At 72.3% G+C, this 25,918-nt stretch carries 28 protein-coding genes and 1 rRNA gene; 1 reads left to right on the top strand and 28 read right to left on the bottom strand.

Going from position 1 to position 25,918, the window contains the following annotated elements; translation table 11 throughout:
• The 12 genes from RIN75_RS39595 to ald form a co-directional block, all read right to left on the bottom strand.
• Positions 1 to 795 carry an ABC transporter permease gene (locus RIN75_RS39595; protein ID WP_309117247.1) on the bottom strand — a complete coding sequence of 265 codons (795 nt, stop codon included), beginning with the start codon at positions 793 to 795 and terminating at the stop codon, positions 1 to 3.
• Positions 792 to 1,559 (bottom strand): ABC transporter permease, encoded by a 768-nt coding sequence (locus RIN75_RS39590; RefSeq protein ID WP_309117246.1) that lies wholly within the window; start codon positions 1,557 to 1,559, stop codon positions 792 to 794. Before RIN75_RS39590 ends, RIN75_RS39595 begins: the two co-directional genes overlap by 4 nt.
• Positions 1,560 to 1,720: 161 nt before the next feature.
• The gene (locus RIN75_RS39585) at positions 1,721 to 2,086 is read right to left on the bottom strand and encodes a hypothetical protein (protein ID WP_309117245.1); all 366 of its coding nucleotides are present in this window, start codon (positions 2,084 to 2,086) and stop codon (positions 1,721 to 1,723) included.
• Positions 2,064 to 4,886 (bottom strand): WD40 repeat domain-containing protein, encoded by a 2,823-nt coding sequence (locus tag RIN75_RS39580; protein WP_309117244.1) that lies wholly within the window; start codon positions 4,884 to 4,886, stop codon positions 2,064 to 2,066. Before RIN75_RS39580 ends, RIN75_RS39585 begins: the two co-directional genes overlap by 23 nt.
• A 195-nt stretch (positions 4,887 to 5,081) precedes the next feature.
• Positions 5,082 to 5,822 carry a pseudouridine synthase gene (locus RIN75_RS39575; protein WP_309117243.1) on the bottom strand — a complete coding sequence of 247 codons (741 nt, stop codon included), beginning with the start codon at positions 5,820 to 5,822 and terminating at the stop codon, positions 5,082 to 5,084.
• On the bottom strand, positions 5,815 to 6,459 hold the full coding sequence (gene scpB / locus RIN75_RS39570; protein ID WP_309117242.1) for an SMC-Scp complex subunit ScpB: 645 nt from the start codon (positions 6,457 to 6,459) through the stop codon (positions 5,815 to 5,817). The genes RIN75_RS39575 and scpB overlap by 8 nt, the downstream gene beginning before the upstream one ends.
• Positions 6,456 to 7,274 (bottom strand): segregation/condensation protein A, encoded by an 819-nt coding sequence (locus RIN75_RS39565; protein ID WP_309117241.1) that lies wholly within the window; start codon positions 7,272 to 7,274, stop codon positions 6,456 to 6,458. The genes scpB and RIN75_RS39565 overlap by 4 nt, the downstream gene beginning before the upstream one ends.
• On the bottom strand, positions 7,271 to 7,669 hold the full coding sequence (locus RIN75_RS39560) for a hypothetical protein (protein WP_309117240.1): 399 nt from the start codon (positions 7,667 to 7,669) through the stop codon (positions 7,271 to 7,273). The genes RIN75_RS39565 and RIN75_RS39560 overlap by 4 nt, the downstream gene beginning before the upstream one ends.
• Positions 7,666 to 8,643 (bottom strand): AAA family ATPase, encoded by a 978-nt coding sequence (locus RIN75_RS39555; protein ID WP_309117239.1) that lies wholly within the window; start codon positions 8,641 to 8,643, stop codon positions 7,666 to 7,668. The genes RIN75_RS39560 and RIN75_RS39555 overlap by 4 nt, the downstream gene beginning before the upstream one ends.
• A 94-nt stretch (positions 8,644 to 8,737) precedes the next feature.
• The gene (locus RIN75_RS39550) at positions 8,738 to 9,064 is read right to left on the bottom strand and encodes a metalloregulator ArsR/SmtB family transcription factor (protein WP_309117238.1); all 327 of its coding nucleotides are present in this window, start codon (positions 9,062 to 9,064) and stop codon (positions 8,738 to 8,740) included.
• Positions 9,065 to 9,143: 79 nt separating this feature from the next.
• A complete protein-coding gene (gene xerD / locus RIN75_RS39545) occupies positions 9,144 to 10,025 on the bottom strand; it encodes a site-specific tyrosine recombinase XerD (RefSeq protein WP_309117237.1) in 882 nt (293 codons plus the stop codon).
• Positions 10,022 to 11,131: an alanine dehydrogenase gene (gene ald / locus RIN75_RS39540; RefSeq protein ID WP_309117236.1), complete on the bottom strand. Its 1,110-nt coding sequence runs from the start codon at positions 11,129 to 11,131 to the stop codon at positions 10,022 to 10,024. Before ald ends, xerD begins: the two co-directional genes overlap by 4 nt.
• Before the next feature lie 67 nt (positions 11,132 to 11,198).
• Here ald and RIN75_RS39535 point away from each other — a divergent pair, with 67 nt between their 5' ends.
• Positions 11,199 to 11,759 (top strand): DUF1707 domain-containing protein, encoded by a 561-nt coding sequence (locus tag RIN75_RS39535; protein ID WP_309117235.1) that lies wholly within the window; start codon positions 11,199 to 11,201, stop codon positions 11,757 to 11,759.
• 29 nt (positions 11,760 to 11,788) lie between these two features.
• On the opposite strand, the gene RIN75_RS39530 is transcribed toward RIN75_RS39535, so the two are convergent.
• The 16 genes from RIN75_RS39530 to rrf form a co-directional block, all read right to left on the bottom strand.
• Positions 11,789 to 12,160, bottom strand: a complete 372-nt coding sequence (locus RIN75_RS39530) for a DUF2752 domain-containing protein (protein WP_309117234.1) — start codon at positions 12,158 to 12,160, stop codon at positions 11,789 to 11,791.
• 45 nt (positions 12,161 to 12,205) lie between these two features.
• The gene (locus RIN75_RS39525; protein ID WP_309117233.1) at positions 12,206 to 12,826 is read right to left on the bottom strand and encodes an NUDIX hydrolase; all 621 of its coding nucleotides are present in this window, start codon (positions 12,824 to 12,826) and stop codon (positions 12,206 to 12,208) included.
• Positions 12,823 to 14,514: a CTP synthase gene (locus tag RIN75_RS39520; protein ID WP_309117232.1), complete on the bottom strand. Its 1,692-nt coding sequence runs from the start codon at positions 14,512 to 14,514 to the stop codon at positions 12,823 to 12,825. Before RIN75_RS39520 ends, RIN75_RS39525 begins: the two co-directional genes overlap by 4 nt.
• A 437-nt stretch (positions 14,515 to 14,951) precedes the next feature.
• Positions 14,952 to 15,890 (bottom strand): copper transporter, encoded by a 939-nt coding sequence (locus tag RIN75_RS39515; protein ID WP_309117231.1) that lies wholly within the window; start codon positions 15,888 to 15,890, stop codon positions 14,952 to 14,954.
• Positions 15,887 to 17,071, bottom strand: coding sequence for a putative cytokinetic ring protein SteA (steA, locus tag RIN75_RS39510; protein ID WP_309117230.1), 1,185 nt, complete (start codon positions 17,069 to 17,071; stop codon positions 15,887 to 15,889). Before steA ends, RIN75_RS39515 begins: the two co-directional genes overlap by 4 nt.
• Positions 17,072 to 17,165: 94 nt before the next feature.
• Positions 17,166 to 17,774, bottom strand: coding sequence for a hypothetical protein (locus RIN75_RS39505; RefSeq protein ID WP_309117229.1), 609 nt, complete (start codon positions 17,772 to 17,774; stop codon positions 17,166 to 17,168).
• On the bottom strand, positions 17,771 to 18,562 hold the full coding sequence (locus tag RIN75_RS39500; RefSeq protein WP_309117228.1) for a hypothetical protein: 792 nt from the start codon (positions 18,560 to 18,562) through the stop codon (positions 17,771 to 17,773). The genes RIN75_RS39505 and RIN75_RS39500 overlap by 4 nt, the downstream gene beginning before the upstream one ends.
• Positions 18,559 to 19,143: a hypothetical protein gene (locus tag RIN75_RS39495; protein WP_309117227.1), complete on the bottom strand. Its 585-nt coding sequence runs from the start codon at positions 19,141 to 19,143 to the stop codon at positions 18,559 to 18,561. The genes RIN75_RS39500 and RIN75_RS39495 overlap by 4 nt, the downstream gene beginning before the upstream one ends.
• Positions 19,140 to 20,918, bottom strand: a complete 1,779-nt coding sequence (gene recN, locus RIN75_RS39490; RefSeq protein WP_309117226.1) for a DNA repair protein RecN — start codon at positions 20,916 to 20,918, stop codon at positions 19,140 to 19,142. The genes RIN75_RS39495 and recN overlap by 4 nt, the downstream gene beginning before the upstream one ends.
• A gap of 82 nt (positions 20,919 to 21,000) precedes the next feature.
• The gene (locus RIN75_RS39485) at positions 21,001 to 21,891 is read right to left on the bottom strand and encodes an NAD kinase (RefSeq protein ID WP_309117225.1); all 891 of its coding nucleotides are present in this window, start codon (positions 21,889 to 21,891) and stop codon (positions 21,001 to 21,003) included.
• Complete coding sequence (locus RIN75_RS39480) at positions 21,888 to 22,694, bottom strand: TlyA family RNA methyltransferase (RefSeq protein ID WP_309117224.1); 807 nt, start codon at positions 22,692 to 22,694, stop codon at positions 21,888 to 21,890. Before RIN75_RS39480 ends, RIN75_RS39485 begins: the two co-directional genes overlap by 4 nt.
• 4 nt (positions 22,695 to 22,698) lie before the next feature.
• Positions 22,699 to 22,872 carry a hypothetical protein gene (locus tag RIN75_RS39475; protein WP_309117223.1) on the bottom strand — a complete coding sequence of 58 codons (174 nt, stop codon included), beginning with the start codon at positions 22,870 to 22,872 and terminating at the stop codon, positions 22,699 to 22,701.
• Between the two features lie 4 nt (positions 22,873 to 22,876).
• On the bottom strand, positions 22,877 to 23,674 hold the full coding sequence (locus RIN75_RS39470; RefSeq protein WP_309117222.1) for an HAD-IIA family hydrolase: 798 nt from the start codon (positions 23,672 to 23,674) through the stop codon (positions 22,877 to 22,879).
• Between the two features lie 14 nt (positions 23,675 to 23,688).
• On the bottom strand, positions 23,689 to 24,471 hold the full coding sequence (locus RIN75_RS39465) for a tetratricopeptide repeat protein (RefSeq protein ID WP_309117221.1): 783 nt from the start codon (positions 24,469 to 24,471) through the stop codon (positions 23,689 to 23,691).
• Positions 24,472 to 24,497: 26 nt separating this feature from the next.
• On the bottom strand, positions 24,498 to 25,685 hold the full coding sequence (locus RIN75_RS39460; RefSeq protein WP_309117220.1) for a hypothetical protein: 1,188 nt from the start codon (positions 25,683 to 25,685) through the stop codon (positions 24,498 to 24,500).
• Positions 25,686 to 25,794: 109 nt separating this feature from the next.
• Positions 25,795 to 25,911: ribosomal RNA gene (gene rrf / locus RIN75_RS39455) — 5S ribosomal RNA — on the bottom strand.
• Between the last annotated feature and the right edge of the window lie 7 nt (positions 25,912 to 25,918).

Genomic DNA, 25,918 nt, shown 5'->3' with positions numbered 1-25,918 from the left:
TCATTCCTCCACCGTCGCGGGGGTGCGCCCCTCGGAAGCCTTGGGCTGCCAGGCCAGCGCCCGGCGTTCGAAGGCGAGGAGCACGGTGTTGAGGGCGTAGCCGAGGACTCCCAAGAGGACGATCCCGGCCCACATGTCGGGGAAGTCGAACTCCCGCTGGGCGACGAGGAGTTGCGACCCGATCCCGTTGTCGGTGCCGACCAGTTCGGAGACGACCATGAGCACCAGGGACAGCGACAGGCTGACCCGGAGCCCGGCGAAGATCTTCGGTGCGGCGGCCGGCAGGACGACACCGAGGACCCACTGCGCCTTGGGGATGCGGAACACCGCCGAGGTCTCGTACTTCGTCGCGTCGACGGAGCGGGCGCCGTCGACGCTGTTGAGCAGGATCGGCCACAGCACGCCGAACACGATCGTGGCGAGCTGCATCTGCGTGCCGACGTTGAACACCAGCAGGAACACCGGCACCAGCGCGGGTGGCGGGATCGAGCGCATGAACGTCAGCAGCGGACCGGCGAACTGCATGGCCGTCGTGGAACGGCCGAGCGCGACACCGAGCGCGATGCCGATCAGGGCGGCGACACCCCAACCGGCGAGCAACCTGCCGATGCTCGGCAGCACGTGCTCGTACACGTTGTCGGTGAACAACAACGGACCCGAGAACCACAGGGTGTGCGCGGCCTCGGCGATCTCGGTGGGGCGCGGGAAGAACGGGTCGTCGGCGAACCAGGTCGCCAGCTCCCACACCACGACCAGGCCGATGAACACGGCCCACCGCTGGAAGAACCTGGTCATGACCGTCCTCCGGTGACCGTGCTCCAGGAGACCCACCGGCGCTGCGCGCGTTCCAGCCCTTCGTTGAGCAGGAACCCGATCACGCCCGCGACCACGGTGCCGGCGAGCACCAGGTCCATCCGCCCGCCACCGCTGCGCGCCTCCATGATGAACTGCCCGAGCCCGCGCGAACCGCCCGCCAGCAGCTCCACGCTGACCAGCACGACCAGGCTCGTCGTCGCGGCCAACCGGATGCCGGTGAGCACGAACGGCAACGCGCTGGGCAGCGCCACGGAGAACAGGACCCGCACGCGCCCGGTCCCGAACACGCGCGCGGTCTCCACGAGCAGGGGGTCCAGCTCGTCGAGCGCGTAGATCGTGTTGAACAGGATCGGCCACACGGCCGCGTACACGGCCAGCGTGATCTTCATCTCCGGCCCGATGCCCAGCAGCAGGACCGCCAACGGGATCAACGCCACCGACGGGATCGGCCGCAGGAACTCCACGACCGCCCGGGTGGCGTGCCGCACGGCCGGGACGCTGCCCAGCACGAGTCCCAGCGGGACGGCGATCGCGATGGACAGTCCCACCGCGATCAGCAGGGCGAGGACGGTCGCGATGACATCGCGCAGGAAACCCTCGTCCCCCAACAACTTGACCAACTCCACACCGACCACGGACGGCGGTGGGAGGTATTCCGCGGGAACCAGCCGCGACCGGCCGAACAGCTCCCAGACGACGAGGAACCCGGCCACACCGAGCAGTCCTCGGGTGAGCGCACGCACGCGCAACGCCTACTTCCAGTTGATCAACCCCAGCCAACCCGGCTCAATCTAGAGACTCCTCCCCCGCCGCGACAATGCGTGCACGAGAAATCACAGTCACGAATCATCCCTGTTCCACGCCGCGCGGCAACCGTTACCACGCGCCGGCACGCTCCTGGCCACTACGACCGGGCGCAAGGCGGCGCGTAGGGCACGTCCGGGAAGTGCCGCGCCCAATCGTCCTCCCCCAACCCGTGCCCCGCCCCGCAAATCCGCTCCACCACCAGGTTCACGTCCGTCTCCCAGAACCGGATCTCCGTCCCACCCGCCGTGACCAACGTGTGCCCGTCCCCGGCGAACCGCACCTCCGCCACCGGCCCCGGATGCGCCCGCACCACACCGATCCCCCGCGGCGCGTCGCGGTCCGACACGTCGAACAGCCGGACCTTCCCGTCCGCCCCGGCCACCGCCGCGACCTCTCCGCTCACCGTCACCGACCGCGCGTCCGCCGCCAACGTCCTCGGCTCACCCCCCAACGGCACCAGCACCGCGTCCCCGTTCTCCTGGATCGCGACCCGGTCGCCCTCGGCGCCCAGCGCCACCGACGCCGGCCCCGGCCACAGCCGGTAGTACTCGTCGGTCAACAGTCGGGGCCGCGACGAGTCGGAGACGTCCCATTCCTGGACACCGCCCGCCGCACGCGTGATCACCATCCGCCGCCCGTCCGGACTGACCGCGACCACCGCGACCCGCCCGTCCTCCGGCCCGACCAAGGCCAGCGACGGCCCCAGCAGCACCCCCCGCGGAGTCCAGGTCGAACAACACCGTCCGACCGTCGGGCGACTCGACCGCCAGGTGCGGCCCGCTCTTGACCAGGGTGCCGTCCCTGAGCAGGGCACCGCCGGTCACCTCGCCGACCAGGTCCGGGGCCGCCGGGTTGGCGGTGCGCCACAGCCGCATCCGCTGGTCCTCGCCCACGGTCAGAACGTGCTCGCCGTCCACGCTCAACGCCGCGGCCCGCACCCGCCCGGGGTGCCGCGTCAGCGGCCAAGCCGTCCGAGGCCCACGAGGCTGCGAGATGTCCACCAGCCGCAACACCCCACCCACGTCGAGCGTCGCGGCAAGGTCCCGGTCCCGACTCACGACCAACGTCCGGATCTGCGAAGACTGCACGATCGGCAGATCCGACACGTCGACCAGCCGGGCCGTCCCGTCCGCCGCCGCCGTGAGCACCCCTCGACCCCCGGCAGGGAACCCGACCGCGCTGATCACGCCCGCATGCCCCTCCAGCACCGCGATCTCAACCGGGAGTGACCGCTCGGTCAGATCCCACAACTTGGTGGTGCGATCGACCCCCGCGGTGGCGAGCATCCGCCCGTCAGCGCTGAACGCCAGCGCGGTGACGGTGTCAGCGTGCTCGACGACCGCCACCCGAACCGGCCGCGCGAACTCGGCCAGGTCCCACAGCTCCACCCGGCGATCCGTCCCCGCCACCGCGACCAGCCGCCCGTCATCAGCGACGGCGACCGCGTTCACCCACCCGTCATGGGCAGCGAACTCGACAAACCCACCATCCACCACCCGCGACGCCCGCGCGTGCGACCCATCGGCCACAACCAGCACCTGATCGGTCAAAAAGGCGAGCGACCGCGACGACCCGCCCTCCAGATCGGCCACCAACCGCGGATTGGCCCGATCGGACACGTCCCACACCCGCGGCCCGCGGTCGACATGCCCAACCGCCAGGAACCGCCCGTTGGACGACAACGCCAGCGCAACCGGCGGCGCCCCGACGTCAACCTTCGCCGCCGGCACCGGGTTGCGACCGTCCTCCGCGTCCCACACCACGGCCACCGACCCACCAGCCGTGGCCAGCACCTTCCCGTTCGCGCTGAACGCCAGCGCATCGACGCCGCCCGGCTGCCGGTCCACCACCGCCAACCGCTCCGGCCGCCGCGGATCGGACATGTCGTACAAGAACGCGTCCCGCCGCGTCCCCTCCTCCACCACGGCCACGACCGACCGGTGCGGGCTGACCGCGACCTCCCGCACCGACTCCAACCGCACCGCGTAAGGCGTGCTGAAAACCCCCAACAACGCGTCCCGCGTCTCCGGCAGCGGCGCGAGCCGATGCGCCGCCAAGGTCAACTGCGCCGCCAACGCCGGGTCGGAGTCGCGCAACGCCTCCGCCTCGTTCACGACCTTCCGCGCCAACGCGATGTTGCGCTGCTCGGTCGCCGACCGCTCCGCCCGGAACGCCCGAACCGTCGACACCCCGGCCAACACCAGCAACACACCCAACACCGCGACCAACCGCCGCAACCGCCGCGTCCGCCGGGTCTCCGCCGCAGTAGACGCCAGCTCCGCCGCAGTGCTCGCGTCCAGGAACCGCCGCTCGGCCGCGGTCAGCTCCGCGCCACCCGCCGCCCACTCCTGGGCCAACGCCAACCGCGTCCCCCGGTACAACGCCCCCGGATCGCGCTTCAACGACTCCCACACGTCCGCCGCGTCCGTCAGCATCCGCTGCACCCGCAGGCCGGCCCGGTCCTCGGCGATCCAGTCCCGCAGCCGGGGCCATCGCCGGATCAGCGCCTCGTGCGCCAGCTCCACGGTGTCCCGGTCCAGCACCACCAACCGAGCCGCCGCCAACGCGGACAGCACCTCGGGGTGGTCGACCTCGTCACGCCGGACCCGGCGCTTGGTGTCGCCGGTGTCGTCGCCGACCGCGATCAGCCGCAGGAACACCTGCTTGGCCACCGCCCGGTCGGTGTCGGACATGCCCAGGTAGACGGCCTCCGCGCTGCGCGCGATGGAGTGCTCGACCCCACCGGCCTCCTCGTAGCCGGCCAGCGTCAACGCCACCCCGCGCCGTCGCCGCCACGTCTCCAGCAGGGCGTGCGACACCAGCGGCAACGCGGCGGGCCGCCCGGCCGCGTCCGCGACCAGCCTCGTGACCAGCGCCGTCTCCGCCTTGCAGCCCACGACCAGGGCGGGCTCGACGATCGCCTCCCGCAACTGGTCCGCGGCCATCGGCCCGACCAGCACGTGCCCGCCGCGCAACGCGTCCACCAGCTCGGGATACCGCCCGCAGTGCCCGAGGAAGTCCGCGCGCACACCCAGCACGACCCGGGTCCGGCTGCTCTCAGCCGACGCCGCGGTCGTCAAAGCGGCCAGGAACGCCGACCGCTCGGCGTCGTCGACGCACAGCGTGAAGACCTCTTCGAACTGGTCCACGACCAGCAGCAGGTCGTCGTCCCCGCCGATCACGGTCTGCCGGACCCGCAGGTGCAGGTTCTCCGGGTAGGCGGCGAACTCGCGGGCCAGCGCGGTCGCGGCCTTCCCGGTCACCGCCGCCAGCCGCACGCTAACGGGCTCTCCGATCTGGCCATCGCTCCCCCTCCGCCAGGGGGGTCGATTGTTCAGAGAAAGCTGTTCAGCGTCCACGTCCTGACACTGAACAACCCGGGTGCCGTAGTCATGTGTCGGGGCGTTCGACGGGTTCAGGGGGAGACCGTCGAACGCCCCTCCTGCGACTCGGGCGACCTACAGCCCGACGGCCTTGTACAGGGAGCCGACCTCTTGCCGGTTGAGCACGCGCATCGACCCCGGCCGCTGGTTGCCCAGCTGGACCTCGCCGACCGCGGTGCGCACCAGGCTCTGCACCGGGTAGCCGACCGCTTCCAGCAGCCGGCGCACGATGTGCTTGCGCCCCTCGTGCAGGACCACCTGCACCAACGCGCGCCCCGGCGCGGAGGAGACGAGCTTGAACGAGTCGACCTTGACCGGCCCGTCCTCCAGCTCGATGCCCGCGCGCAACCGCTTGCCGACGTCCTTGGCCACCGGTCCCGGCACCTCGGCCAGGTAGGTCTTGGTCACCCCGTAGGAGGGGTGCATGAGCCGGTGGGCGAGGTCGCCGTCGTTGGTCAGCAGCAGCAGGCCCTCGGTGTCGGCGTCGAGCCGGCCGACGTGGAACAGCCGCTCCTTGCGGTGCGCCAGGTAGTCGCCGACGCACGGCCGGTGCTGCTCGTCGTGCATGGTCGACAGGACGCCGCGCGGCTTGTTGAGCACGAGCGTGATCACGTCGTCCTTGAGGACCACGCGCACGCCGTCCACGTGCACGATCGCCTTGTCGGGGTCGATCCGGCGGCCCTGCTCGCGCACGACCTCGCCGTCCACCTCGACGCGGCCCATCTCGATCAGCTCCTCGGCCACCCGTCGCGAGGCGATGCCCGCCTTGGCGAGCACCTTCTGGAGCCGAATCCCTTCGGGTCCCTGGTCAGACATCGTCGATCGCATCCACTTCGGGCAGCAGGGGAGCGATCGGGGGCAGGTCGTCCAGCGACGACAGCCCCAACCGCTCCAGGAACAGTTCGGTCGTGCGGTAGAGGATGCCACCCGTGTCGGAGTCCGTGCCGGTCTCGGCGATGAGCCCGCGCGCGACGAGCGTGCGGATGACGCCGTCGACGTTGACCCCGCGCACCGCCGCGATCCTGGCCCGGGTGACCGGCTGCCGGTAGGCGATGACGGCGAGCGTCTCCAGCGCGGCCCGGGTCAGCTTGGCGCGCTGACCGTCCAGCAGGAGCTTCTCCACGAATGGCGCGAAGCGGTCCCTGGTGTAGAACCGCCAGCCTTCCCCGATTCTACGCAGGTCGATGCCGCTGCCCTGCTCGGTGTAGCGCGCGGACAGCGCTTTGAGGGCTGCCGTGACGCGTCTCACGGGCTGCTCGAACACCCCGGCGAGCTGCTTCTCGTCGATCGGCGTGTCCACGACCAGCAGGACGGACTCCAGGGCGCCCTCGAACTCGCGGTCGTCGCTCAGGTCCGGCAACCCGCTGTCCTCGACCGCCTCCAAGGGCAGTTCTTCCTGCTCAGACCCCTGCTCGGGCTGCTGGTCGAGCTGGGTCTCGGGCTGCTCGGTCACCCGTACTCCTCGTCCTCGTCACGGGCTTCCGCCTCGGCTTCCTCGATGGTCCCCCCGACCCACGTGATGCGCAGCTCACCCAGCGGGTCGGGCTGCTCGAACGCGAGCGCCTTCTCCCGGTACAGCTCCAGCAGCGCGAGGAACCGCGCCACCACCTCGATCGTCTCCGTGCACTCCGCCACCACCTCGGCGAACGTCGCCGTCCCGCGCGCGGCCAGGAACTCCCGCAGCACCGAGGCGTGCTCGCGCACCGAGATCCGGTGCTGGTGGACGTGCGAGGTGGACACCGTCCTGGGCGGCTTGGGCCGGAACACGGCCGCGGCGATCTCGGCGAAGCGGCGGGCGTCCACGCCCAGCATCACCTCGGGCAGCAGCCCCTCGAACCGCTCCTCCAGCGCCACCGACCGCGGGTAGCGCCGGTACGCGCCCTGCTCCAGCTCGCCGAACAGCGCGGCGACCTGCTTGTACGCCCGGTACTGCAGCAGCCGCGCGAACAGCAGGTCCCGCGCCTCCAGCAGCGCCAGGTCCTCCTCGTCCTCGACGTCGCCGGCGGGCAGCAGGCGGGCCGCTTTGAGGTCCAGCAGGGTGGCCGCGATGACCAGGAACTCGGTCGTCTCGTCGAGGTCCCACTGGTCGCCCAGCGCCCGGATGTGGGCGATGAAGTCGTCGGTGACCTGGTGCAACGCCACCTCGGTGACGTCCAGCGTGTGCTGCGAGATCAGTTGCAGCAGCAGGTCGAAGGGACCCTCGAAGTTCGTCAGCCGGACCTTGAAACGACCGTCGGGGACCTCTTCCGCGGAAACGTCCCCGGTCACTGCTCGCGCAACCTGCGCACGAGCAGCGAGTCGCCGCCGTGCTCTTCGAGGTCGTCCAGCACTATCGCGATGGCCTCGCGCACCACCCGACCGCGGTCCACGGCCAGCCCGTGCTCACCGCGCAGCGCCAGGCGCGCGTGCTCCAGCGCCAGCAGCTCCTCGTCGGACACGTACACGGTGATCTTCGTCGAGTGCTTCTGCCGCCCCGTCCCCCGCCGCGGCGCCGACTCGGCCGACGGCTCCGGCGCAGCCGACTGCTCGCGCACAGCCGACTCCTCACGGACGGCGGCCTGCTCGGGCACGGTCGACTGCTCCGGCACGGCGGCATCGAGCGCTGACGGGCTGGTGAGGCGGAACAGTTCGGACGCGCCCGGCAGTGATGGGCGTCGGGTCACCGGGCGATCACCTCGCGCGCCAACGCGCGGTAGGCCTTGGCGCCCGCCGAGCGGGGGGCCCATCTGGTGATCGGCTCGCCGGCGACGGTCGTCTCCGGGAACCGGACCGTGCGGTTGATCACCGTGTCGAACACGACGTCGCCGAACGCCTCCACCACGCGCGCCATCACCTCGCGGGAGTGCAGGGTGCGCGGGTCGTACATGGTGGCGAGTATGCCGGTGATCTCCAGCTTCGGGTTCAACCGCTCCCTGACCTTCTCGATGGTGTCGATCAACAGGGCGACCCCGCGCAGGCTGAAGAACTCGCACTCCAGCGGGATGAGGACGCCGTCAGCCGCCGCGAGGGCGTTGACCGTGAGCAAGCCGAGCGACGGCTGGCAGTCGACCAGGACGTAGTCGTAGTGGTCGATCACCGGTCGCAGGGTGCGCACGAGGGTGTGCTCGCGGCCCACCTCCGAGACCAGCTGGATCTCCGCCGCCGACAGGTCGATGTTGGAGGGCAGCAGGTCCATGCCCTCGACCGGGGTCTGCATGATCACGTCCCGGACGGTGACGTCCCGCTCCATGATCACGTTGTAGATGGTCTGGTCGAGCTGGTGCGGGTGCACGCCGAGCCCGACCGACAACGCCCCCTGGGGGTCGAAGTCCACCAGCAGGACGCGGCGCCCGAACTCGGTCAGGGCCGCGCCGAGGTTGATGGTCGAGGTGGTCTTGCCGACCCCGCCCTTCTGGTTGCAGATCGCGAGGATCTTCGCGGGTCCGTGGTGGGCGATCAGGGGAGGTTCGGGCACGTAGCGCAGCGGTCGTCCGGTGGGGCCTATGTCGCCCACCGCCTGCTCGGCGGCGTCCTCGTCGGCCGGCGCCGCGTGCGGGGCGAGGCTCAGCTCCACGGAGGCGCGCGGCACACCGGACCTCGGCGTGGGCGGCGGCGGTGGGGGACCCCACGCCTGGCCCGCGTGCTCCGGTGTCGACATCGCCTTCCCGATCCCTAGTCCTCTGCCTGGGCGCAGCCTAAGCACACCGAGGTCGACCAGCAACGCGCCTCGCCGTAGCGGGTCCGAGGAGTTCTCACCCGGGCACGCGCGAAGGGCGGCGGTCCGCGGCTCTCAGGACCACGTCGAGCAAGCCCGGGAACAAGGTTTCCAGGTCGTCCCGCCGCAGGGAGACCCACCGCTGGTTCCCGCACGCCCGGGTCCGGGTGATGCCCGCCTCCCGCAGCACCCTCAGGTGCTGGGACAGGGTCGACTTCGCCACGTCCACCGCCAGCGCGCCGCAGCAGCGCTCGCCGTCCGCCTGGATCTGGAGGACGACGGCCAGCCTCGTCGGGTCGCTCAGGGCGTGCAGGACGGGGCCGAGTTGGATGTCGGCCAGGTCCGGCTCGTCGATGTTCGGCACCGGCACGGCTCCTCCAGCTGGTCGCGTCCAGGGGGTCGAACCACTTGGTCGGGGTCGGACAACACTACCCGTGCACGTCTCATGTTCCACCCGTCGCTCGGGGGTGGGCGGTCGCGTAGACCTCGCGCAGGGTGTTCACCGTGACCAGCGTGTACACCTGGGTGGTGGTCACGCTGGCGTGGCCCAGGAGTTCCTGCACGACCCGCACGTCCGCGCCGCCCTCCAGCAGGTGGGTGGCGAAGGAGTGCCGCAGGGTGTGCGGGGACACCTCGGCCTTGATCCCGGCGCGTTCGGCCGCGGTCTTCAGGACCTGCCACGCGGTCTGCCGGGACAGCCGGCCGCCGCGCGCGTTGAGGAACAGCGCGGGTGTGCCCCGTTTGACCAGCGACGGCCGCATCCGGACCAGGTACGCCTCCAGCGCCGCCAACGCCGGCCGCCCCACCGGCACCAGGCGCTGCTTCCCGCCCTTGCCGTCGAGCAGGACCGTGCGCTCCGCGGTGTCCACGTCGTCCACGTCCAGGCCCACGACCTCGGAGATCCGGGCGCCGGTCGAGTACAGCAGCTCCAGCAGGGCCTTGTCGCGCAGGCTGGCCGGGGTGTCCATCAGGCGCAGCACGTCGTCCACCGGCAGTGCCTTGGGCAGCCGGCGCGGCGGGGTCGGCGGGTGGACGTCCCGGGCCGGGTCGTGCGTGGCGATGCCTTCGCGGTGGGCGAAGCGGTGCAGGCCGCGCACGGTCACCAGGGCACGCGCCACGGACGACTCCGCCAGCCCTTCCTCGCGCAGCGCGCCGGCGAACGCCGTGATGTGGCCAGAGGTCACCGCCTCCAGGTCACCGACCGACTCGCGCTCCAGGTGCTCGGCGTACCGGCGCAGGTCGCGGCCGTAGGAGTCGAGGGTGTTGCGGGACGTGCCCCGTTCCACGGCGAGGTGGTCGAGGAACGCCGTGACCACGTCCCTCACAACTGGGCCAGCGGGACGTGGGGCAGCCCGTGCGCCTTGGCCACCTCGGCCTGCACGACCGTGCCGCGCACCGCGTTCACCCCCTTCGCCAGCGCCGGGTCGTCCCCGACGGCCTGCCGGAACCCCTTGTCCGCCAGGGCGGTCACGTACGGGAGTGTGACGTTCGTGAGCGCCCACGTCGAGGTGTGCGGCACGGCTCCCGGCATGTTGGCCACGCAGTAGAAGGTCGAGTCGTGCACGCGGAAGGTCGGGTCGTCGTGCGTGGTCGGCCGGGAGTCGGCGAAGCAGCCGCCCTGGTCGATGGCGATGTCCACGAGCACCGACCCGGTCCGCATGGTCGACACGAGGTGGTTGCTGACCAGCGTCGGCGCCTTCGCGCCCGGCACGAGCACCGCCCCGATCACCAGGTCCGCCCACCGGCACGCCTTCTCGACCTCGTACGCGTTCGAGGCGACGGTCTGGAGGTGGCCGCGGTAGGTGAAGTCGATCTGCCGCAGCCGGTTGACGTTGGTGTCCAGCACGATCACCTCGGCCTGCATGCCCAGCGCGATGGCGGCGGCGTTCATCCCGGCGACCCCCGCGCCGATCACCACCACCTTGCCCGCCGGCGTGCCGGGAACGCCGCCGAGCAGCACGCCCCGGCCACCCTGGGTGCGCTCCAGGCAGTTCGCGCCGACCTGGACCGCCATCCGGCCGGCGACCTCGCTCATCGGGGCCAGCAGCGGCAGCGACCCGTCGGGGAGTTGGACGGTCTCGTAGGCGATGGCGTCGATGCCGGCGGCGACGATGGCCCGGGTGCACTCGGCGTTGGCGGCGAGGTGCAGGTAGGTGAACAGGGTCTGGCCGGGCCGCATCCGGTGGAACTCGTCGGGCACCGGTTCCTTGACCTTGAGCACCAGTTCCGCCTCGCCCCACAGGTCGTCGGCCTGCGGCACGGTCCGCGCGCCGGCCGCCGCGAACTCGGCGTCCGGGATGGCGCTGCCCTCCCCGGCACCCGCCTCGACCAGCACCTGGTGCCCCCGCCGCACCAGCTCGACCACGCCCGCCGGGGTGATCGCCACCCGGTACTCGTGGTTCTTCAGCTCACGGGGTACTCCGACCAGCACCTGGTCAGCGTAGGTCGGCCGGCGCGTTCCGGCTGGATCAACGGTCTTGGGCTGTTAGCGTTGGTCCGTGTCCGAACCCCACCAGGTCCGCATCGGCAACCAGCAGCGCGAGGCGGCCATCAGCGCGCTCAACGACCACTTCGCCGAGGGCCGCCTGGAGATCGGCGAGTACGAGCAGCGCGTCGGCTTCGCGACCGCCGCGCAGACCGCGGGCGAGCTGGCGGCCCTGTTCCACGACCTGCCGCAACCCCACCCGGACTTCCTCCCGCCGCCGCAGACCTACTACGCGCCGCCGACCGACTACGCCACCCCGCCACCCGGCTTCACCCAGCCCGGTTACGCGGTGCCCGGCTACGGCCAGCCCGGCTACTACGGCCCCAGCCCCGCGGCCCCGTACGGCGTCGACCCGCTGACCGGCCAGCCCCTGTCGGACAAGTCCCGCATCGCGGCCGGCGTGCTGCAGCTGGCGCTGCCGTTCGGCATCGGCCGGTTCTACATCGGCGACACCGGCATCGGCATCGCCCAGCTGCTGACGTGCGGCGGCTGCGGCATCTGGTCGCTGATCGACGGCATCATCCTGCTGGTCAACGGCGGCACCGACGCCCAGGGCCGCAAGCTACGCGACTAGCTCGGCCGCTCACGTCACCAGGTCGGCCGCTACGCGACCAGGTTTCGAACCAACATCCACGTAACGGCCACCGCCACCACCGGCACCCCGACCTTCCCGGACACCGGCGGCACCTCCTGGCCCCGCCGAGCCGCCCGGAACCACCGCACCCACAGCCAGGCCAACAACGGCAACCCAGCCACCAACATCACCGCGTTGAGCTGCCACGCCGAGGCCAAATCGCCATGCAACAACGCATGCACCATCCGCGTAGACCCGCAGGCGGGGCACTGGATGCCGGTCAAGGCGAACAACGGGCACGGCGGCCAGATCGACCCCGGCTGGTTGGGGTCCACGAAGAACATCGCCCCGGCCGCCACCGCCGCCCCCACCGCCACGGCCACCGGCCCCCGCACACCCATGAACGCCATTGTGCCCCGACCGGCTGTCCCGGTCGGGGCACGACCTCAGTCCAAGCGCGCGGCGAACCGCGTCGGCCGGTCCTCGAACGGCGCATCAGCCGGCCGCGGATGAGCCCGCCCCGCCAGCACCGCCTGCGCCGCCAGCAACCCGGCCACCGCCGCCCCGTTCACGATCTCCCCGGCCAGCGCCATCTCGACCGCCTGGTCCAGCGGGAACCGGTGGACCTCCAGGTCCGCCTCCTCCTCGCCCATGTGCTCCCGGTCGACCGAAGACAACCCCTGCGCCAGGAACACCCGCACCACCTCGTCGGTGAACCCGGGCGAAGCCGCGACGTCGACCAGCGTCACCCACGACGACGCCGTCAGCCCGACCTCCTCCACCAGCTCCCGCCGAGCCGCCTCCAGAGGCTCCTCGGCACCGGAGTCCAGCAATCCGGCGGGCAGCTCCCAGATCCGCTTGCCCAACGGGTGCCGGTACTGGTGGATCAGCGTCACCAGGCCGTCCTCGGACACCGCCGCCACCGCCACCGCGCCCAGGTGCTCCACGACCTCGCGCGACGCCGTCCCGCCACCCGGCATGACGACCTCGTCCACGCGCAGCCCGACCACCCGGCCGATGTGCACGTCCCGCGAGGACACCACGGAGAACTCGTGCCGGTCGGTCACTTCGCCGCCCCCGCGCCCGACGGCAGCGGCAGCCGGTCGGCCAGCCGGTAGTCCAGGGCCGCCTTCACGAACGCCGCGAACAGCGGGTGCGGCTTGGTCGGCCGGGACTTCAGCTCCGGGTGCGCCTGGGTCGCCACGAAGAACGGGTGCACGTCCGCCGGCAGCTCGACGAACTCCACCAGCCGGCCGTCCGGCGAGGTCCCGGAGAACACGAGGCCCGCCTTGCCCAGCTTGTCCCGGAACGCGTTGTTGACCTCGTACCGGTGCCGGTGCCGCTCGGACACCTCGGTCGCCCCGTACGCCAGCGCCACCTGCGAGCCCGGCACCAGCTTGGCCGGGTACGCGCCCAGCCGCATGGTGCCGCCCATGTCGCGCTGCCCGGCGACCACGTCCTCCTGGTCGGCCATGGTGCTGATCACCATCGACCCGGTCTCCTCGAACTCCGAGGAGTTGGCGTCCTCGATGCCCGCGAGGTTGCGCGCGGCCTCGATGACCATGCACTGCAAGCCCAGGCACAGGCCCAGCAGCGGGATGCCGCGGGTCCGGGCGTGGGTGATCGCGCCGATCTTGCCCTCGATGCCGCGCACGCCGAAGCCGCCCGGGATGAGGATCGCGTCCAGGCCGCCGAGCGCGTGCGCCGCGCCCGAGGGCGTCTGGCACTCGTCGGAGGGCACCCACACGACCTCGACCTTGGCCCGGTGCGCGAACCCGCCCGCGCGCAGCGCCTCGGTGACCGACAGGTAGGCGTCGGGCAGGTCGACGTACTTGCCGACCAGGCCGATCCGGACCTTCTCCGCCGGGTTGTGTACCCGGTCGAGCAGGTCGCCCCACACCGTCCAGTCGACGTCGCGGAACGGCAGCCCGAGCCGGCGCACCACGTACGCGTCGAGTCCCTCGCCGTGCAGCACCTTGGGGATGTCGTAGATCGACGGCGCGTCCACGGCCGCCACGACGGCATCGGTGTCGACGTCGCACATGAGGCCGATCTTGCGCTTCAACGCGTCCGGGATCTCCCGGTCGGCCCGGCACACGATCGCGTCGGGCTGGATGCCGATGTTGCGCAGCGCGGCGACGGAGTGCTGCGTCGGCTTGGTCTTCAGCTCACCGGACGGGGCCAGGTAGGGCACCAGCGAGACGTGCAGGAAGAACACGTTGTCCCGGCCGACGTCGTGGCGGACCTGCCGGCAGGCCTCCAGGAACGGCAGCGACTCGATGTCGCCGACCGTGCCACCCACCTCGGTGATCACCACGTCGGGGGCCACCCCGTCGGGCCCCGGCTCGGCCATCGCCCGGATGCGCCGCTTGATCTCGTCGGTGATGTGCGGGATGACCTGGACGGTGTCGCCGAGGTACTCGCCGCGCCGCTCCTTGGCGATGACCTCGGAGTACACCTGGCCGGTGGTGACGTTGGCGTCCCCGGACAGGTCCCGCGACAGGAACCGCTCGTAGTGGCCGATGTCGAGGTCGGTCTCCGCGCCGTCCTCGGTGACGAACACCTCGCCGTGCTGGAACGGGTTCATCGTGCCGGGGTCGACGTTGAGGTACGGGTCCAGCTTCTGCATGGTCACCCGCAGGCCGCGGGCCGTGAGGAGCTGGCCGAGGCTGGAGGCGGTGAGTCCCTTGCCCAGGGAGGAGGCCACGCCCCCGGTGACGAAAACGTGCTTGGTCGTACGTGCCTGAAGCACCAAGGAGGCTCCCCGTGGTCTGAAGTTCCGCAGGGCGACCGGCCCTGTCCACGGGCCCTAACGCTAACACGGCGACGGTCACCCAGCGCGCCGGCGGTACCCCCGGACATCACTCGGATGGCCTAGCCCGTTCACGACCAGTTCACCGACCCGTGCCACGCCCCGCCGGACCCCCGAACCCGACCCCGCCAAGCCACACCACCGCCCGCTGTCGGTACCCCGTGGGACAATGGAACCGGGGGCCGGAGGCCACGCCGCGAACCGCGCACACCCGCCGAAACCACTGCCGCACCGCCTGCCGCACCGCACCGCCTGCCGCACCGCACCGCCTGCCGCGCCCAGCCAACTCCAGCGCGCCCTCGCCAAGCCGGCCACGCCGAAGCCAAGCCCACCGCGCCTCAGCCACCGCGCCGCCGGACCGCGCCTCAGCCCACCGCGCCTCAGCCCACCGCGCCGGGAGCCGGGGCCTCGGCGTTGCCCGCCACCCCGTACCGCCCGGCCTTGCCCTCCAACTGCTCCCGCAGCGCCAACACCGCCACCACCCGCCCGGCCGCCGACCCGACGTTGTCCACGGTCGACACCGCCGACGTCGCCGCCGTGTCCGCCCGCACCACCCCCACCGGCCCGCTCCCGTTCGCCGACCCCTCGCCGCCCGCGAGCACCGTCCCCGCCCCCGAGCGGTCGAGCTGGGTCGCGAACCGCGCGATGGTCGCCGCCCGGTCACCCGCCGAGTCACCGGCGAAGGCCCCGCCGGTCAGCACCACCGCGAGCTGCGCGGGCCGCAACCCCGCCCCCGGCTTGACGAAACCGGCCGTCGACAGCCCCGCCAGCGCCGCCGCCGTCTCGTCCGGCGTGGCCTGCGGCTGGTTGGTCTCCTTGTTCAGCAGCAGCAACGCGCCCAGCAGCCCGCCCGCCCGCGTCCCCGGGTCCGACCCCGCGGGCAGCTGCGTCCCGGCCGGCTGCAACCGCGCCACCAGGTCGCGCAACTGGTCGGCCTTGCGCGGGTCGACGAACGACTCGGTCAGCTGGAGTTCCCCGGTCACCGACGCCCCGGCGGCGCGCAGCAGCTCGGCCAGCGCGTCCCGGTCGTCGGGCCGCGCGTCGGACGTGGTCACCAGCACCACGGTCCGCTCCGCGAGCAGGCCCTTCACCGCCATCGGACCCACGGTCGTGGCGAACCGGTCGGCGTCGGCGAGCCTGGCGTTCAACCCGTTGCGCGCGGTCTGGAGGTCGGCGACCTCCTTGCCCAGCGCCGAGTTGTCGTCGGTCAGCCCGGACAGCAGCCGGCTGCTGATCGCGGTCGAACCCAGCACGACACCCACGGCCAGCGCCAGGAACACCGCGGTGATGGAGACGATGTGGTAGCGCATCGAGATCATCCGAACAACCCCTTGACCCAGTCGACGACGGACCGGAACCCGTCCACCGCCACGTCGACGTACACCTGACCGACCCCGGACACCGCGAGCGCCGCCGCCATCGCGACGACCGCGGCCAGCACCAGCAGCACCATCACGCCCAGCGACACCCGGCTGCGGTGCAGGGTGGCGACCGCCGCGCCGTCGACGAGCTTGCTGCCCAACTTGAGCCGGGTCAGGAAGGTCGACGGGTTGGACCCGGAGTGACCGCGGTCGAGGAACTCGCGCAACCCGGCCTGCAACCCGACGGTCACCACCAGGCTCGCGCCGTGCGCCTCGGCCAGCAGCAGCGCCAGGTCCTCGGCGTTGCCGGACGCGGGGAAGGTCACCGCGCCGATGCCCAGGTCCTGGATGCGCTCCAGGCCGGGCGCGTGGCCGTCGGTCTGGGCGGGCACCACGACCTCGGAGCCGGCGCGCAGCGTCCCGGTGCCGATGCCGTCCGGGTCGCCGACGATGATGTCCGGCTTGTACCCGGCGTCGTGCAGGGTGTCCGCGCCGGCGTCCACGCCGACCAGCACCGGCCGGTACTCGCGGATGTACTTGCGCAGCTTCCGCAGTTCCTCGGCGTGCCGGGGACCGCCGGCGACCACCAGCACCTGCCGGTCGCGGATCGGCACGTACACCTCGGGCACGCCGATCCCGTCCAGGATCAGGGCGCGTTCGCGGCGCAGGAACTCGATGGTGTTCGCGGAGAACGCCTCCAACTGGGCCGCCATCCCGGCCTTGGCCTCGATCATCGCGTCCGCGACGGACTCGGCGCTCTGCTCGACGCCGCGCGCGACCTCCCGCTCGCCGACGTAGACCGCGCCGTCGTGCAGGCGCAGCTTCGTCCCGTCCTTCAGCTCGCGCAGCACGCCCGTGCCGACGCCGTCGACCAGCGGGATGCCCGCCTCCAGCAGCAGTTCGGGCCCGAGGTTGGGGAACCGGCCGGAGATCGACGGGGACGCGTTGACCACGCCCGCGACCTCCGCGGTGACCAGCGCCTCGGCGGTGCGCCGGTCGAGGTCGACGTGGTCGAGGACGGCGATGTCACCCGGACTCAGCCGCCGCAGCAGGTCACCGGACCGCCGGGCGACGCGGGCGACGCCCGTGACACCCGGCAGGTCGTGGTTCGCGCGGCTGAGCAACCCGGAGAGCTTCATGAACCGATGGTGACTCACGTCAGCGCGCCGGCCGGACCAACACGCCGAGGCGATCCGGGCTGGTCAGGAAGCTCACTGTTCCACAGTGGACGGATTACCCCCGCTCGGGGGATTCCCCTTTGCCGTCCACGTCGATCTCATCGGTGGGGATCGGGATGCCGAACGGCGGGGTGTCCTCGTCGTCACCGTCCACCCGGTACACGGCGGGCCCGGCGGGCTTGGGCTGCCGCCGCGGCCACTCCTGCACCAGCACCGCGCCCGCCGCGACCGCCAGGCACGCCAGCACGAGCACCCACAGACCCGCGCCGACGGTCGTCGTCCCGTACGCCACCGCGGTGGGGCCGAGCAGCCGTTCCAACGTCAGGAACGCCGAGCACGTGGTCCCGATCAGCAGCCCACCGGCCAGCACCGCGAGGACCCGCCCGACCGCGCCGAGCAGCGGCGACCGGAACAACAGCACCACACTCACGACCGCCAGCGCCGCCGCGGCCACGATCGGGTACCCCCACCCCAGGCCGGGCATGTTCTCCGGCTGCGCCATGCCGGTGAAGTCGAAGCTCGACTGCCACCCGGTGAACACCTGCCGGTCGGTCCGCCCGGGCTCGAACCCGAACTCGATCCGGTACAGCTCCAACAACGACCCGCACACCGCGAGCACCGCGCCAACCCCCAACGCGACCGCCCCCACCACCCGCCCGCTCACCGCTCCCCCTTCACGCCGCCCGCCCCACCCGAACCACCCGAGCCCCCGTCCCCCAAACCGCCAGAGCCACCCACACCGCCCAACCCAGCCGACCCGCCGAACCCACTTGCGCCACCCGACCCAGCTGAGCCGCCCAAGCCACCCGAATACGCCGCGCCACCCGGATCGTCATGTCCAGAACTGCCGCTCCCCAACCCGCCGTGCCCAGCACTGTCGTACCCCGGTGGGACAATGGCATCGGGGGCCGGAGGCAACGCCAGCCCGAACGGCGGCGTGCGGTCGTCCTCGTCCACCCGGTACACCACGGCCCCCGCCGGCTCCACCCCGCGCACCGGCCACTCCTGCACGAGCAGCCCGCCCGCCACCGCCAACACGCAAGCCACCCCGTACACCGGCACCGCCAATCCCGCCTCGGTGTCGATGGTCAACCCCTCCACGACCGGCTGCCCCGCCCGCCAGGTCGCCAGCGCGAGCTGGCCCACCGCCCACGCCGCGCCCACCAGCATCAACGCCCCGCCGAACGCGACCAGCCGCCCCCACATCGCCCGCACGAACACCGCGCCGACCACCAGCAGCGCCACCGCCGCCACCACCGGCACCCCGTACAGCGCCTCCCGCCCGAACACGCTCCCGTTCGACGTGTGCACCGCCCACGACGTGTGCCTCAGGTCCATCCGGTCACCCAGGTTGAACCGCCACACCTGCTCGTACAGCGGCAGGAAAGTCGCCACCACCGCCAACGGCGCAGCCGCGACCAGCGCGACCACCCCCACCACCCGCCGGTTCACGACTTCCTGTCCTCCGGCAGCTCGGGCAGCACCGCCACCTGTATCCCCATCGGCGGCGTGTCCGTGTCCACGAGCACGTGGACCACCGGCCCCTCCGCCACCACCACCGGCCTGCGCAGCAGGAGCACCGTCCCCACCACCGCCACCAGCACCGACGCCAGCAGCACCCACAGCCCCGGCCCGCTCTCGTACTCCACCAAGGTCCGCTCGTCCGAAGCCGGCGGCGTCAGCCACGCGACGACCGCCATCGCCGTCGTCCACACCGACCCCGCGAGCAACGCCGTCGCCGCGACCGCCGCGTACCGCCCCGCCTGCCGCTGCGGCTCGGGCAGGAACGCCAACGCCACCGCGACCAGCAGCAGCACCGCCGAGATCACGATCGGCACCCCGTACTGCGCCGACCCGCCCAACCAGGACAGGTCTGCGGGCTCGCTGGTGATCGCCCAACTCGTCATGGTGAACCCGAACCAGGTACCGCCACCCAGCTCGGTCCCCACGAAGCACAACGGCAGGAAGGTCGCGACCGCGGCGACAGCCCCGGCCACGAACAGCAGTGCGACGCCGATGTCGCGGCGGCTCACTTCCGCTTCTTCCGCCGCACCACCGGGACGCTCTCCTTGTCGGCCTTCGCCGCCGCCAGCAGTTCCTCCGCGTGCGCGCGGCCGGTGTCCGTCGAGTCCATACCGGCCAGCATGCGCGCCAACTCGACCACGCGCTGCGATTCGTCCAGCACCCGCACACCGCTGCGCGTCAGCACGCCGTCCGCGGTCTTGTCCACCACCAGGTGCCGGTCCGCGAACGCCGCCACCTGCGGCAGGTGCGTCACCACGATCACCTGGTGGCTGCGCGCCAACCGCGCCAACCGCCGCCCGACCTCGACCGCCGCGCGCCCGCCGACCCCGGCGTCCACCTCGTCGAACACCAGCGTCGGCACCGGGTCCGAGTGCGACAGCACGACCTCCAGCGCGAGCATCACCCGGGACAGCTCACCGCCGGACGCGCCCTTGTGCACGGGCAGCGCCGGCGCGCCGGGGTGCGAGATCAACCGCAGCTCCACGTCGTCCACCCCGGACGCGCCCGCGTGCAGGACCTGACCACCGACGTTCAACGCCTGCGGGTCCCCGGCCTCGGCCACCCGGGGCCGCACCGCGACCTCGACGTTCGCGTGCGGCATGGCGAGCCCGGTCAGCTCCTCCGACACCGCCTTGCCCAGCTCCTCCGCCGCGGCGATCCGCTCGGCGGTCACCTGCTGCGCGTACCCGGCCAGCTCGACCGCCAGCTCGTCCCGCCGCGCCGCCAACGCCGCCAACGCCTCGTCGGAGGTGTCCAACCCGGCCAACCGCGCCGCCGCGTCCGTCGCCCACGCGATCACGCCGTCGACGTCGGCCGCGTACTTCCGGGTCAGCGACTTCAGCTCGGCCTGCCGCGCCAGCACCTGCTCCAGCCGCGCCGGGTCGGCGTCCAGGTGCTCCAGGTACCCGGCGATCTCCGCGCCCACGTCGGCCAGCAGCGTCTCCGCCTCGACCAGCCGCGGCTCCAGGTCCCGCAGCTTGGGGTCCTCCGACGTCGACAACCGCCGCCGGGCCTCCCCGATCAACCCGAGCGCGCCCGGGATGTCCGGATCACCCTCGGGCGACCCGCTCACCGCGTACTGGGCGCCGGTCGCGGCCTCCCGCAGCTGGTCCGCGTCGGCCAACCGCCGCGCCTCGTCGTGCAGTTCGACGTCTTCACCGGCCTGCGGCGCGACCGCGTTGATCTCCGCCAACCCGTGCCGCAGCAGGTCCGCCTCGCGCGCCAGCTCGCGGGCCTTCTCGGTCCGCTCGGTCAGCTCCGCGGCGACCCGCAGCCACTCCTCGCGGATGGCCTGGTACTTCTTCAACGGCGCGCCGACGTCGTCCCCGGCGAACCGGTCCAGCACCGCGCGCTGCTCGGTGGGCCGCAACAGCCGCAGCTGGTCGTTCTGCCCGTGCACCGCCAGCAGCTGCTCGGCCAGCTCGGACAACACCCCGACCGGCACGGACCGCCCACCCAGATGGGCCCGGGACCGCCCGTCGGCCCCGACGGTCCGCACGGCGATCACCGACCCGTCGTCGTCGGGCTCGCCGCCGACCTCCTCGGCGACCTTCGCGGCGGGACTGCCGGCGGGCGCCATGAAACGCCCCTCGACGACCGCCTTGTCCGCGCCGTTGCGCACGCGCGACGCCTCGGCCCGGCCACCACCGAGCAGGTGGAGCCCGGTGACGACCATCGTCTTGCCCGCACCGGTCTCACCGGTCACCACGGTGAAGCCCGCGTCGAGTTCAAGGGTGGCCTCGTCGATCACACCGAGGCCCTGGATGCGCATCTCGGCCAGCACAGCGCGAACACTACTGGGCGACGACCCGGCCATGGGCGTTCGGGTGGGAGTGTCGGGCGAACAAGTGTTCTAAACGCCCGGCTCAGGCCGACGGCCCCCGCCACCCCTGGACCGGCAGCGAGAACTTCTCCACCAGCCGGTCGGTGAACGGCCCTTCGCGCAGCCGGACCAGCCGCAACGGCGTCTTCCCGCCGACCACCTCGACCCGCGCGCCCGGCGGCAGCTCCACCGTCCGCCGCCCGTCCGCGCACAGCACCGCCGGGTGGCCGCCGGCGTCGACCTCCAGCGCCACCACCGACGCCGGCGACACCACCAGGGGCCGCGCGAACAACGCGTGCGCGTTGGACGGCACCACCAGCAGCGCCTGCACGTCCGGCCACACCACCGGCCCACCGGCCGAGAACGCGTACGCGGTGGACCCGGTGGGCGTCGCCACCAGCACGCCGTCACACCCGAACGCGGACACCGGCCGGCCGTCGACCTCGACCACCACGTCCAGGATGCGTTCCCGCGAGCTCTTCTCGACGCTGGCCTCGTTCAACGCCCACGTCGACTCGATCACCCGGCCGTCCACGGACGCGGTGATGTCCACCGTCATCCGCTCCTCCACCTCGTACGACCGGTGGATGACCCGCGACACGGCCTCGGACAGCGCGTCGTAGTCCGCCTCGGCCAGGAACCCGACCCGGCCCAGGTTCACCCCGAGCACCGGCACCCCGCAGGCCCGCGCCAGCTCCGCCGCGCGCAGCAGCGTGCCGTCACCGCCCAGCACGAACACCAGCTCGGTACCCTCGGCGGCGGAGTCGTCGGCCGCGACGACCTGGGTGTAGCAGGACGGGTCGAGCTCGGGCGCCTCGTCCTTGAGCACGCGCAGCCGCACGCCCGCCTCGGCGAACCGGCGGGCCACCTCCTGCGCCACGGACACGTTGCTGAGCCGTCCGGTGTGGACGACGAGCAGGATCTCCCTCGTCACTGCGGTCCTCCCGCTACGGCGGTTCGCACGAGCGCGGCGGCGGAGTCCGCGTCCAGGGGTTCGCCTCGGCGCAGCCAGGCGAAGTACTCCACGTTGCCCGACGGGCCGGGCAGGGGGCTCGCGGTCACGCCGTGCAGGCGCAGGCCCAGCTCGGCCGCCGCGGCCACGACCTCCAACACGGCCTCGGCCCGCAAACCGGGATCGCGCACGACCCCGCCCGAGCCCAGCCGCTCCTTGCCCACCTCGAACTGCGGTTTCACCATCGGCAGCAGATCGCCCTCCTCGTCGAGGCACGCGGCCAGCGCGGGCAGCACCAGCCTCAACGAGATGAACGAAAGATCGGCCACGACGAGTTCAACCGTGCCGCCGATGTCTTCGGGCCGAAGGGACCGCACGTTCGTCTTGTCCTTGACCACGACCCGGTCGTCGGTCTGGAGCTTCCAGTCCAGCAGACCCCGCCCGACGTCGGCCGCGACGACCTGACGAGCCCCGGCGCGCAGCAGCACGTCGGTGAAACCACCAGTGGACGCGCCCGCGTCCAGGCAGCGACGCCCGTCGACCTTGATCGCGGGGAACGCGTCCAGCGCCCCGACCAGCTTGTGCGCGCCGCGCGACGCCCAGTTCGGGTCGTCGCCCTCGCGCACCACCAGGGCGGTGTCCAGTTCGACGGCGGTGGCGGGTTTCGTCGCGACCGTGCCGCGGACCGTCACCCGCCCTTCGGCGACCAGCCGGCCCGCGTGCTCCCGGGACCGGGCCAGCCCGCGGCGGACCAGTTCGGCGTCCAGCCGAGCCCTGCGCGGCACCGGATCACACCTTGTCGATGCTGGAGAGCGCGGCGGTAAGAGCCGCGTGCGCGTCGTCGAACCGCGCCACGTGCTCGGCGACGTCCAACTGCTCCAGTCCGTCGAGACCGGCCAGCGCGTCGTCGATCCCGGCCACCGGATCACGCGGCGGGCCGGGGAGGGGAACCTCGAAGCTCACGCTTTCACGGTAGCCGATCGAGCACCGTGAGGTCCGCCGCGACGTAGGTGGGCCGAAGCTCCTCCGGCAGGGCCTCGACGTCCTGCGCGGTGGACACCCCGGTGAGCACCAGCAGCGAGTCCATGCCCGCGTGCACCGCGCCCAGGATGTCGGTGTCCAGCCGGTCGCCGACCACCAGCGGTCGTTCCGCGCCCAGGGACTTCGCGGCCTGCTCCAGCAGCGGTGTCGCGGGCTTGCCCGCCACCAGCGGCTCCTGCCCGGTCGCCGTGCGGACGGCGGCGACCAGCGACCCGTTGCCGGGCAGCAGACCGCGCTCGGTCGGCAGGGTGGCGTCGACGTTGCACGCCACCCAGTGCGCGCCGGCCCGGATGGCGACGGCGGCCTCCGCGAGGTCCCGCCAGCTCAGGTCGGGTGAAAGCCCCTGGACCACGGCCAGCGCCCCGTGCGCCTCGCGGGTCGGCACGAATCCCCTGATCCGGACTTCCTCGACCAACGCGTCCGTGCCCAGGACGAGCACGGTCGCGCCTTCGGGAACCAGGTCCGACAGCATTTCGGCGCCCGCCTGGGCGCTGGTGCTGACCTCGTCGAGCGCGGCGTTGAAGCCGAGTTCGGTGAGGTGGTCGGCGACCTCGCGCGGCGAGCGCGAGGCGTTGTTGGTGACGAACCTGATGCCCACGCCGTGCCGGCGGGCGGAGGCAACGGCCTCCACCGCGCCGGGCACGGCTTCACGACCCCGGTAGACGGTGCCGTCCAGGTCCAGCAGAAGAGCGTCGTAGCGGTTCAGCAGGGCGTCGGACGGCACAGGTTGCTCCTCGGTCAGTCCTGCGGGCCCAGTTCGAACGCCCGCTCGGCAGCGTCGGTCTCATTGTCGTCGTCGGCTTGGGCCGCGTTGAGGAACCAGCGGATGGCTTCTTCGGTACGACCTGCCGCCGCCAGGTTGTCGGCGTAGGCGTAGAACAGCCGCGCGCTCCACGGGTCCCGCCGCTTGGCGTCGAGGTCGTCGCCCTGGAGCGCGACCACGGCCGCGTCCAGCTGACCCATGTCCCGCCGCGCGCCGGCCGCCACGATCCGCAGCTCCACGGCCTCTTCTGGGTCGAGCTTCAAGCTCTGCGCCTCACGCGCCAGCTCGATGGCCCGCTCCGGCCGCCCGAGTGCCCGCTCGCAGTCGGCCATGACGGCGACGTGCCCGGCCCCGTGCGACATCCGCCGAGCAGCCCGCAGCTCGGAGAGCGCCTCAGCCCACTCGCCGGCGTGGTAAGCGGTCAACCCGGCGGCTTCCCGGACCACCCCAACGCGGGCGGCCTTGGTACGCGCATACCGAGCGTGCTCCAGCGCCAGCTCGGGCTCGCTGTCGACGAGCATGCCCGCCGCCGCGAGGTGCCGACCGACGATCTCGGCCAGCCCCTTGGGCAGCCCGCGGAGCTCCTGCTTCACCTCGGGGTCGAGGATCGAGATGTCGGCGTCCTCGGGCAACTCAGGCGCCCGCCCGCGACCGCCTTCATCCCGCCGCTCTTCCTCGACGGCTTCTTCCGCAACGTCGCTCTCTACGGCGTCGACACCCTGAGCATCTTCACCTTCGGCGTCCTCACCGGCCGGCACCACCTCGGCACTGACCGCCTCAGGACTCACCGCCCCGACAACGTCCGCCCCGACAACGTCCGCCTCAACCGCCCGGGCCTCAACACCACGGACGTCCTCGGCCTCGACGTCGACCTCCGGGGCCTCAACCGCCGACTCCTCAACCTGGGCGATCCGCTCCTGGAACCGAGCAGCCCGCTCCCGACTGCGCTCGTCCCGCCGATCATCCCGACTGTCATCCCGCCGCTGGTAACCACCCCGGTCGTCACGCGGCCGGAACTCACGACGCTCACCGCCGCGCTCCTCGCGCCGCTGGTAACCGCCCCGGTCGCCACCACGGTCATCACGCCGCTGGTAACCGCCCCGGTCGTCACGCCGCTCGAACCCACCACGCTCATCGCGGCGCTGGTAGCCACCACGGTCATCCCGGCCCTGGTACCCACCACGGTCATCGCGCGGCCGGAACTCCCGCCGTTCGCCACCCCGGTCGTCACGACGCTGGAACCCACCGCGGTCATCCCGGCGCTGGTACCCACCACGGTCGTCACGCGGCCGGAACTCCCGCCGTTCGCCACCCCGGTCATCCCGCCGCTGGTAGCCGCCCCGGTCGTCACGCCGCTGGTACTTACCACGGTCATCCCGAGGCTGGAACTCACGCCGGTCCCCACCGCGATCGTCACGGGGCCGGAACTCACGACGCTCACCACCCCGGTCATCACGGGGCCGGAACTCACGACGCTCACCACCCCGGTCATCGCGCGGCCGGAACTCACGACGCTCACCACCCCGGTCATCGCGCGGCCGGAACTCACGACGCTCACCACCCCGGTCATCGCGCGGCCGGAACTCACGACGCTCACCACCGCGATCGTCACGAGGCCGGAACTCACGCCGGTCGCCGCCGCGGAAGCCGCCGGAGCGCTCATCACGGCCATAACCGCCGCGCTCACCCCGGTCGTTCCGCTCGGTCCGGTCCCCACGGCTGTAGCCGCCGCGCTCGCCCCGGTCGCGGTTGCCGCCCCGGTCGTCGCGGTCCCGGCCGTAGCCACCGCGGGACTTGTCGTAACCCGACCGGTCGTCGCGCCGCTGGTAGCCGCCGGTGCGCTCGCCACCGCGCGAGTCGCGACCGCCACTACCCTGCCTGCGATCTCCCCCGGCGCGGCCACCATCGGATCGGCGCTGTCGGTCTCCCTGGCCGCGCTGACGGTCGCCCTCCGGCCGATCGGCACGGTCACCGAACCTCGACACCTGAACTCCTTCTACTGCTGTGGACACGCCGAAAGGGCTTGTGATTCGAGCACATCTCCGTGTGCCCCCAACCACAAGCCCTTTCAGGGAAAAAATGTTCGGCGGCGTCCTACTCTCCCACACCCTCACGAGTGCAGTACCATCGGCGCTGGAAGGCTTAACTACCGGGTTCGGAATGGGACCGGGTGTTCCCCAACCGCTATGACCACCGAAACACTAT

Origin of the sequence: Saccharothrix sp., assembly GCF_031180885.1 — a bacterium.
Lineage (GTDB): Bacteria > Actinomycetota > Actinomycetes > Mycobacteriales > Pseudonocardiaceae > Actinosynnema.
The sequence above is the reverse complement of the archived record's forward strand: the minus strand, read 5'-3'. Positions and strand labels throughout refer to the sequence as shown.

Bases quoted from the DNA above. Each gene is read 5' to 3' on its own strand.
- RIN75_RS39595 (WP_309117247.1), bottom strand. From the start codon at position 795: ATGACCAGGTTCTTCCAGCGGTGGGCCGTGTTCATCGGCCTGGTCGTG.
- RIN75_RS39575 (WP_309117243.1), bottom strand. From the start codon at position 5,822: ATGTCTGACCAGGGACCCGAAGGGATTCGGCTCCAGAAGGTGCTCGCC.
- RIN75_RS39555 (WP_309117239.1), bottom strand. From the start codon at position 8,643: ATGTCGACACCGGAGCACGCGGGCCAGGCGTGGGGTCCCCCACCGCCG.
- RIN75_RS39530 (WP_309117234.1), bottom strand. From the start codon at position 12,160: ATGGGTGTGCGGGGGCCGGTGGCCGTGGCGGTGGGGGCGGCGGTGGCG.
- RIN75_RS39515 (WP_309117231.1), bottom strand. From the start codon at position 15,890: ATGATCTCGATGCGCTACCACATCGTCTCCATCACCGCGGTGTTCCTG.
- steA (WP_309117230.1), bottom strand. From the start codon at position 17,071: ATGAAGCTCTCCGGGTTGCTCAGCCGCGCGAACCACGACCTGCCGGGT.